Raw genomic sequence first — 3,948 nt, forward strand, 5'->3', positions numbered from 1 at the left:
AACTCCCTTCTTAAGCCATAAAATTTATTATCAATTTTATTTATAATTGTTAAAATTTTTAACCAAATTCAATTAATTTTATCAAAATAATGACGGCTTGTGCAGATAAATTGTTATAATTTTCAATTTTATCGAATAATTTCACCCTTAAAATGTTTTTATACAGTATAATAGACTCGTACCAATTACTACTAAAGGAGGCAATTTGATGGAAAAAATGTTAGTAAAACGTTTAACTCGTGCTGAGGTTCCAACTGAAATGACTTGGAAATTAGAGGATTTATTCCCGACTCGCGCAGAATGGCTAGTTGCTTTAGAACTAATTGAAAATGATTTAGTCGAAGCAAAATCGTTGAAAGGTTCTGTTCTTAAGTCTGCTGCATGCCTAAAAAAGGCATTGTTAACTTACGAATCTATTATGCTTCAATTAATTCGTTGTGGTACATATGTAAGTTTACTTCAGTCTGGTGATGGTTCAGATCCTCAAAATCAATCTGATAGTTTACAATTCTCTAGCTTAAGCACTAAAGTAAATACAACTTTAACATTTATTCAGTCAGAGCTTTTAAATTTAAATGATGAGATGTTAGAAGCATTTATAAAAGAAGAAAATGAAATCGAAGTATTTAAATTATTATTAGAAGACATTATTGCATCTAAGCAACATAAATTACTTCCTGAAACTGAAGAGGCTTTAGCTGCGATCGGTGAAGTCACTTCTGCCCCATATCGAATTTACCAAACAAGTAAGTCCGCTGATTTAAAATTCGAAACATTCGAAGATGATAACGGAAAAGAATTAGAAAATTCTTTCGCTATGTTTGAAAATTTATACGAATTCTCTCCAAATCATACAGTCCGTAAACAAGCTTATGAATCGTTTACTAAAACACTTAACCAATATAAAAATACATATGCTGCGGTTTATGCTACTCAAGTAAAAAAAGAAGTAGCTTTAAGTAAATTGCGTAAATATGAGTCAGTCACTCACATGTTATTAGAAGATCATAAAGTATCTTTAGAAATGTACCATAATCAATTAAATATTATTTTTAAAGAATTAGCTCCTCATATGCGCAAACTAGCAAACTTAAAGAAAAAACAACTTGGACTTGAATCACTTCATTTCTATGATTTAAAAGCACCAATGGATCCAGATTTTAATCCAAGTACTACTTATGAAGAAGCAAAAGAAACAATTTTAAAATCTTTAGAAGTAATGGGTCCTGATTATATTTCCATAATGAAAAAAGCGTTCGATGAGCGCTGGATTGATTATTCCGATAATGTAGGAAAGTCAACAGGTGCTTTCTGCTCTAGTCCTTATGGAGTGCATCCATACATTTTAATTAGCTGGCAGGACACGATGCGAAATGCATTTGTACTTGCTCATGAGCTAGGTCATGCTGGTCATTTTTACTATGCAAATAAATATCAACGAGTTGTAAATACCCGTCCTTCAATGTATTTCGTTGAAGCACCTTCTACATTTAATGAAATGTTACTAGGCCAATATTTACTAAAGGAAACAAATGATCCAAAAATGAAGCGCTGGGTAATTCTTCAATTACTAGGTACTTATTATCATAATTTTGTAACGCATTTACTTGAGGGTGAATTCCAAAGAAGAGTTTATGAACTTGCTGAAAAAGGTACACCTCTTACTGCGACTACATTCTGTGAAGTGAAAGGTAATGTACTGAAAGAATTCTGGGGAGATTCTGTCGAATTAGATGAAGGTTCAAGTTTAACTTGGATGCGTCAACCACATTATTATATGGGGCTTTATCCTTATACTTACTCTGCTGGATTAACTGCATCAACTGCAATCTCAAAAAGAGTAGCTACAGAAGGTCAACCTGTTATTGATGCTTGGATCGAAGTATTAAAAACAGGTGGTTCAAAAAAACCTGTTGAACTTTTAAAAATGGCCGGTGTTGATTTAACGACAAGTGCACCAATTAAAGAAGCTGTCGAGTATGTCGGTTCATTAGTAACTGAATTAGAGTCACTTTTCTAAAAAAATATTAAAAAGACACCTCAATTATTTTTTTGAATAATTGAGGTGTCTTTTATTAGTTTTTCATATGCTTCTTCTTACCTTTTGTTCCGTTACTATATAGTATAAATCCAATACATCCGAATAATATCGGTCCAAGTACGATTGGTAAATATTCTAATAATGTTGTATCTGGAGCTGGGATTAGTGTTAAACCAATCGTCCCAACTACTGAAATCATTCCAATAATCGCTACTAATATTGCTAGTGAATTACTTTTAATTTTAAACGGTCTGTTAATCTTTTTATTAGTCATTCGTAGTTTAATATATGCACTGATTAAAAATACATATGGAATAAAAAACGCTAATGTTGACATTAAAATTAACATATTTAAAGCCTTAGACACACTTGGTACAAAAGCTGAAAGGATTAAAATTAAAGTTACCGCAACTGCTTGACCTAATACTAATATGGATGGCATTCCATCCTTATTTTCTTTTAGTAAATTTTTAGGAAGTACATCCTTTGCACTTTCAGCAATCATCACACTTGGATTCAAAATTAAAAATGATAGAGATCCTACAAATGCCAGGACAAAACAGATTCCTAAAATTTGCGAAAGTGAAAAATTCAGTCCAAATTGAGATGTTATTTTATCTGCAAACAAATAAAGTGCTGTCGCAGTTTGATCAGATGAAATCGTAATGACAAATTGAAATGCAACTGTTGCAAGGATATATACTGCAGCAATAATAATTGAAGTTATAAAAATTGCTCTTGGAAATGTTTTTTGTGGATTTCTTACATTGCCCGCAATAGTTCCAAGCATTTCTGCCCCTGAAAAACCAAACATTAGTGTTGATAAAAACATAATCGTTCCAAAAGAAAGATTATTTGGCATGATTGTACTTTGAGTAAAGTGAGTTGCACTTGGTTCACCACTAAACATGCTATAAAATCCAAAACCAAATATTAAAATAGCTGGAACTAATACTCCGAGTGGAGCCCCAACCGATGCCAGTCTTCCACTCATTTTCGTGCCTTTTAAAGTAAGTAAAGTAACTATCCAAAATATTACACTAGAAATAATCGCTGTTTTCATAGGATGGGTTGCCATTTCTGGCTTGTTGATTCCATATGCAATCGCAATTGTAGTTGTTAATAAAAGTGATGGGTAGTACGTAAAATTAGCAATCCAAAAAAACCACGAACATAAAAATGAAGCTTTTTCTCCAAAAGCTTTTCGAACCCAAACACCCATACCACCTTGATTTGGATAGGTTGTAGACAATTCCGCTACAATCAACCCAATTGGAATAAAATATATAAACGCTGCAACAATCCAATAAAATAATGCCGATGGACCAATTGTTGAAGCAAAAGCAATATTACGTAATCCTAATATTGAATTAATACTTAAAAATGATAAACCCATTACACCTAATTTTTTTGATGAATCCATGATGATACTGCACCTTTCAATATAAAAAATCTTCTACTTATTAATCACTTGAGTAATTATACATATATATTTATATAAATTCAATCGTTATTTGTATACTAGAATAATATTTTGAATAGGTGTAAAATTACATTTTTTTTATGTGTATAGGGAATCTGATCTATGGGGAAATACGAACAATTTATGTGATATGTTCATAAAGATATATACGTTGTTCATAAAACGCTGCTTTTTGTTCATAAGATAGCAGTATTTGTGCATATTCCCCTAATTTTTGTTCATAAGACGCTCGACCGTTTTTAATGTGACATCTATTTGTCGAAATACAAGAAATAAAGTTGTGTACTTCGTTGATATAATGCTATGTTAGGTTGATATATCACTAATTCTCATTGATTTATCGTAGTTTCGGATTATACATCATTAATTCTCGTTGATTTATCGTAGTTTCGGATTATACATCATTAATTCTCGTCGTTATATC

2 protein-coding genes are annotated in these 3,948 nt (G+C 31.6%); one reads left to right on the forward strand and one right to left on the reverse strand.

Translation table 11 applies throughout. The features are described from left to right. Positions 1-208: 208 nt before the first annotated feature. On the forward strand, positions 209-2,020 hold the full coding sequence (pepF, locus tag COC46_RS15700; RefSeq protein ID WP_098810756.1) for an oligoendopeptidase F: 1,812 nt from the start codon (positions 209-211) through the stop codon (positions 2,018-2,020). Positions 2,021-2,075: 55 nt separating this feature from the next. Here pepF and COC46_RS15705 read toward each other — a convergent pair whose 3' ends face one another. Continuing rightward, entirely contained in the window at positions 2,076-3,464 is a 1,389-nt protein-coding gene (locus COC46_RS15705; RefSeq protein ID WP_098810758.1) for an APC family permease, read from the reverse strand. Between the last annotated feature and the right edge of the window lie 484 nt (positions 3,465-3,948).

This window comes from Bacillus sp. AFS041924 (genome assembly GCF_002577195.1).
Lineage (GTDB): Bacteria > Bacillota > Bacilli > Bacillales > Bacillaceae_G > Gottfriedia.